Below are 4,492 nucleotides of genomic sequence, written 5' to 3'. Positions count from 1 at the left end.
CGGTGGACCAGTTGACCCCGGGCCCCTCCTCCGGGGCGACCAGGCCGACCCCGAGCTCGGCGAGGACCCGCAGTTCCGGCCACATCACGGGGCGGGCGATGTGCACCTGTCCGGGCCCGGCCGGGGACAGCGCCACCACGCCCGGCCGGTCGGGCCCGGCGCCCGCGACGCGGCGCAGCCGCTCCCGGGCGGCCGTCAGCGCCGCCACCGCGTCCGGGTCCCGGGTACCGCCCAGTGCGAGTGCCAGCTCCGCGAACCGCTCGGCGACGTGGTCCAGGGTGCGCGCCTGGCCGACGTCGACGACGACGACCGGAACCCGTTCCTCCAGGTGCTTGGCGGTGTCCGGGTCCAGCCCGTAGATCTGGCCGTGGCCGTAGCTGACGGCGACCACGAGGTCCGGGTCCCCCCTCAGCAGCGTGTCCACGTCCAGGTCGTCACCCGCGCCGCGGTAGTCCACGGTGTCCAGCGGCAGCGCCCCGGTTTTGGCACGGTCGGGGGAGGCGCCGTCGTGCCCTGAGCCGAATATCCCCTCCGGGCATATCCCGTAGTCCCAGAGGGTCGCCCCGGCCTGCACGTAGGCCAGCACCCGCGCCGGCCGCCGCGGCGCCGTCGTCAACTGCCCCCGGTCGTCCGTGAACCTCCATACGCCCTGTTCCGTCACTGTCATTCATCCCTCCACGTGGGCCGTCCCGGCCCTCGCCCGGGATCGGCACTCAGTACCTGCCCACCTCTCCCCCGCCACACCCCTGCGTCGAGCGCCCCAGACAGGTGAGCGGCCCGGGGTCCGGGACCGCGATCTCGTGGAAGCCGAGCCGGTCGTAGAAGGCCCTGGCCGCGGTGTTGGCCGTCAGCATGGACAGATGGACGGCCTCGACCCCCTTGTCCCGCAGCGCGCCCAGGAACGTGTCCATCAACTCCCGCCCGAACCCCCTGCGTTGCCACGCCGGTAACAGGTCGATGTGCAAGTGGGCCGGGTACGCGTCCAGTTCGGGCAGGATCATGCGCTCGGGGCGGTACAGGAGCGCGGTCATCTCCTCGGTGAGCGTGCCGGGCGGACCCTGCGGTTCGGGGAAGCGCTCCGCGACCAGCGGGATCCAGACCGTACGGAAGCCGTCCACGAACCGCCGCGTGTCCGCGGTGCCCAGCACGTATCCGACCGCCCGCCCCGCCCCGTCGTCCAGGACGAACACCGACTCGGGTTCGAGGTGGGCGTAGGGAGCGGCGAACAGGGCGGGCATCAGCCCGGGGTCGGGGTACAGACGGCTGGAGTCCTGGCCGTTGTCGGCCGTGCGGACACAGATGTCCGCGAGGGCCTCACGATCGTCCGGGCGGTAGGGACGCACATGCGCGGTCTGGGTCATCGGCACATACTGCCCGGTCTGGGAGCGCTCCCACAATCGATTTCCGCAGGCGCGGGACGGGCGGCGCCCAGGTGGCCGCCCGGGCCCGCCCCAGGGCCCTGGGCGTTCGACCGGGCCCTGGCGGCAGGGCGAGGGCCGCCCTGCCGGTGTCCCCGTACGGCCGCGGGCGGACACCCGGGCCTTTCTAGTGCCGCGGCAACACTAGTCGTTGACCGCCGTCAGCAGCACCGCCGCGTCCTCCAGGGCGAGCAGCCCGTGCCGCTCCTGCGGGATGGGGTGCAGGGTCCCCGTGGCCAGCTCCACGTCCCCGGACCCGGCGGTGAGCCTGACCGTGCCGCGGAGTACGAGCAGCGAGGCGGCCGGAGGCGCGTTGTGCTCGTCGAGCGCGGACCCCGAGGTGAGCGCGATCACCGTCTGGCGCAGTGGCTCCTGGCGCAGCAGCAGATGCGCGCTGCGGCCGTGCGGGTTGGCACGGGCCAGGGTCAGGTGTTCGTCGGCGAGGGCGTTGAGATCATCCATGCACCCACTGTGCCGCAGCCTCCGACCGGACGCAGCGAGGCGCGGCGGCCCGTGGCCGCCGCGCCGCACGTGCGGTGGTGTCTCCCGTCCGGCCGGGGTCAGCTCGTGGTGCAGGAGACGGTCGGCCAGGTCCAGTTGCCGTTGGCCTGGATCGTCGCGCCCCAACTGTTCCCACTCCCGTTGGGCCTCGCCGTCAGCACCTGGGCACTGGGATACGAGGCACTGATGTTCCAGGTCGACATGACCTTCGCCGGAGACGGCACGTTCATCGTCACCGTCCAGCTGCCGGAACCACTCACCGCCACGTTCAGGTTGTACCGGTCACCCCACTTCTCACCGGCCGACAACGTCGCCGTACACCCCTGACCACCCCCGCCGTTACCGCCACCGTCGGGGGCGACGGCGCGGCCGGTCTGCGGGGAGATCATGCCGGAGCACAGCCCCTTGGCGGACAGGGCCTGCGCGATCCGGGGGATCGCGGCGAGGGTGTTGGCGGGCCATTCGTGCATGAGGATGACCTGGCCGCCGGTGAGCCGGGAGACGGCCTGCACGATCGCGTCGGTGCTCGCACCGTTCCAGTCCTGCGAGTCCACGTCCCAGATGACCTCGGTGAGGCCGTACTTCGCCTCGACGGACCGCAGGGTCGCGTCGGTCTCGCCGTACGGCGGCCGGAACAGTCTCGGCGTGCCGCCCCCCGCGGCGGCGATGGCCTGCTGGGTCCGGGAGATCTCGGAGTCCATCTGCGCCTGGCTCTGCTGGGTCAGGTGCGGGTGGCTGTAACTGTGGTTGCCGACCCACATGCCGGCGTCGGCCTGCGCCTTGACCTGGGCGGGGTTGGCGGCGGCGTTGTTGCCCTGGTTGAACATGGTGGCCCGCAGGCCGTTCTGCTTGAGCGCGTTGAGCAGGGCCGGGGTCTGGCCTGCCGACGGTCCGTCGTCGAAGGTGAGTCCGACGTAGCCGTTGCACGCGGCGGCCTGGGACGGGGCGGCGGTGACGGTGCCGCCCGCCAGGGCCGAGGCGGCGACGGCGAGGCCGGTGACCGTGGCGCGCAGACGGGGGCGGGGTGTGATGCTCATGCGGGTGACTCCTCCTCGTGCCGCTCCGTGCCGGCCGGGCCTCGGCCGGCACGGAGCGGTTCGCCGGTTCCGGGGGTCAGCTCGTGGTGCAGGAGACGGTCGGCCAGGTCCAGTTGCCGTTGGCCTGGATCGTCGCGCCCCAACTGTTCCCACTCCCGTTGGGCCTCGCCGTCAGCACCTGGGCACTGGGATACGAGGCACTGATGTTCCAGGTCGACATGACCTTCGCCGGAGACGGCACGTTCATCGTCACCGTCCAGCTGCCGGAACCACTCACCGCCACGTTCAGGTTGTACCGGTCACCCCACTTCTCACCGGCCGACAACGTCGCCGTACACCCCTGACCACCCCCGCCGTTACCGCCACCACCACCGTTGGATCCGCCTTCGCCCACCGTGATGTTGGAGCTGCCGCTGCTCTGGTAGCCCTCGGTGGCGAGGATCATGTAGTTCATGGTGCCGAGGTTCATGCCGTTGCGGGCCCAGGCGTCGAAGTGGTTGCCGGTGGTGATGGTGCCGCCGGTCCGCTTCGACTGGCGGACGCTCCAGAACTGCTTGAAGGTCTTCGTGCCCTCGATGGAGGGCGCGTTGGTGCGCGTGGTCTCGTAGATGTCGTACGTACCGCCGTCGCTGGTGACGGTGCCCTTGAACGTGCCCGTGGGCCGGTAGGTGCCCCAGTTGTCCACGATGTAGTACTCGACGAGCGGATTGGTCGACCACCCGTAGAGCGCCAGGTACGCGTTGCCCGACGGGTTGAAGGTGCCCGAGTAGGTGACGCTCTTCCGGCCGCCGGTGCTCCAGCCCTTGCCGGCGACGAAGTTGCCGGCGTTCGTCCATGAGGTGCTGTAGCCGCCGCCGGAGGCCAGGTTCATGGAGACCTGGCCGCCGCCGTCCGTCCAGAACGAGTAGTAGTAGCCGTTGTTGTTGCCGGTCTGGTTCGTCGTGACGACCGTGTCGGCACTGGCTGTTCCCGGGAGCAGCAGCGCGGCGGCGGCGGCCAGGACCAGGGCGCAGAGACTGCCGAGGAGCGACCTGAACCGTCCGGGTCTGTGGCGCCGGGTGTGCACGAGTGGGTTCATGTGCGTGCCTTTCTCCTTCGAGGAGGGACGGCGGACGAGTGGCGAGGCAGGCCACGGCGAGGCCGGATCGCGGCCCGGGGACGCCGTGGCGTCTCCCGTCGGCAGCGATGGGGCCTGTCGACGGCGACAGCATTGACCTGCCCCCGACAAGTGTCAATAGTTTCGGTTACGCCAGCGAAAACTTCGCCTGCCATGGAAGGGGTGAACCAGACGTTTCAGCAGGCAGGTGAGCATGTCCGCCGCCCAGGCTCACATCTGACGGTGGGGAACCTCCGATGGGCGCCCCATACGCCGGAACAAAGTTCCGAAAGTTTCGGAGCATCGGCGACTTTTGCGAGCCGTGCATGTGAGGAGAGCGTGGCTGCCCTCGACACGCCCCGGTGGCAGGAGGTCCCGGGTGGTCGCTCGTCGACGACACGGAGGACCGGCCCCCCCGTGGCGGCCGGTCCTCCGTACCG

Annotated in this window: 5 protein-coding genes; all 5 read right to left on the bottom strand. The window is 70.9% G+C overall.

Annotated features, from left to right (window positions below; translation table 11 throughout):
- Positions 1 to 661, bottom strand: a 661-nt coding sequence (locus IH13_RS0107955) for a hypothetical protein (protein ID WP_031082317.1), incomplete at its 3' end; no start/stop codon positions are given.
- A gap of 52 nt (positions 662 to 713) precedes the next feature.
- Entirely contained in the window at positions 714 to 1,361 is a 648-nt protein-coding gene (locus IH13_RS0107950; protein WP_031082315.1) for a GNAT family N-acetyltransferase, read from the bottom strand.
- Positions 1,362 to 1,562: 201 nt separating this feature from the next.
- Positions 1,563 to 1,880, bottom strand: coding sequence for a cupin domain-containing protein (locus IH13_RS0107945; protein WP_031082313.1), 318 nt, complete (start codon positions 1,878 to 1,880; stop codon positions 1,563 to 1,565).
- A gap of 98 nt (positions 1,881 to 1,978) precedes the next feature.
- A complete protein-coding gene (locus IH13_RS0107940) occupies positions 1,979 to 2,956 on the bottom strand; it encodes a polysaccharide deacetylase family protein (protein WP_031082312.1) in 978 nt (325 codons plus the stop codon).
- 76 nt (positions 2,957 to 3,032) lie between these two features.
- Positions 3,033 to 4,034 carry a glycoside hydrolase family 11 protein gene (locus IH13_RS0107935; protein WP_031082310.1) on the bottom strand — a complete coding sequence of 334 codons (1,002 nt, stop codon included), beginning with the start codon at positions 4,032 to 4,034 and terminating at the stop codon, positions 3,033 to 3,035.
- Positions 4,035 to 4,492 lie beyond the last annotated feature (458 nt).

The sequence above is a fragment of the Streptomyces sp. NRRL WC-3549 genome, assembly GCF_000721935.1.
Classification (GTDB): Bacteria; Actinomycetota; Actinomycetes; order Streptomycetales; family Streptomycetaceae; genus Streptomyces.
Note: the sequence above shows the minus strand (reverse complement) of the source record. Positions and strands in the feature narration are given on the sequence as shown.

Coding starts and splice junctions, on each gene's coding strand:
- IH13_RS0107950 (WP_031082315.1), bottom strand. CDS start 1,361: ATGACCCAGACCGCGCATGTGCGTCCCTACCGCCCGGACGATCGTGAG.
- IH13_RS0107940 (WP_031082312.1), bottom strand. CDS start 2,956: ATGAGCATCACACCCCGCCCCCGTCTGCGCGCCACGGTCACCGGCCTC.
- IH13_RS0107935 (WP_031082310.1), bottom strand. CDS start 4,034: ATGAACCCACTCGTGCACACCCGGCGCCACAGACCCGGACGGTTCAGG.
- IH13_RS0107945 (WP_031082313.1), bottom strand. CDS start 1,880: ATGGATGATCTCAACGCCCTCGCCGACGAACACCTGACCCTGGCCCGT.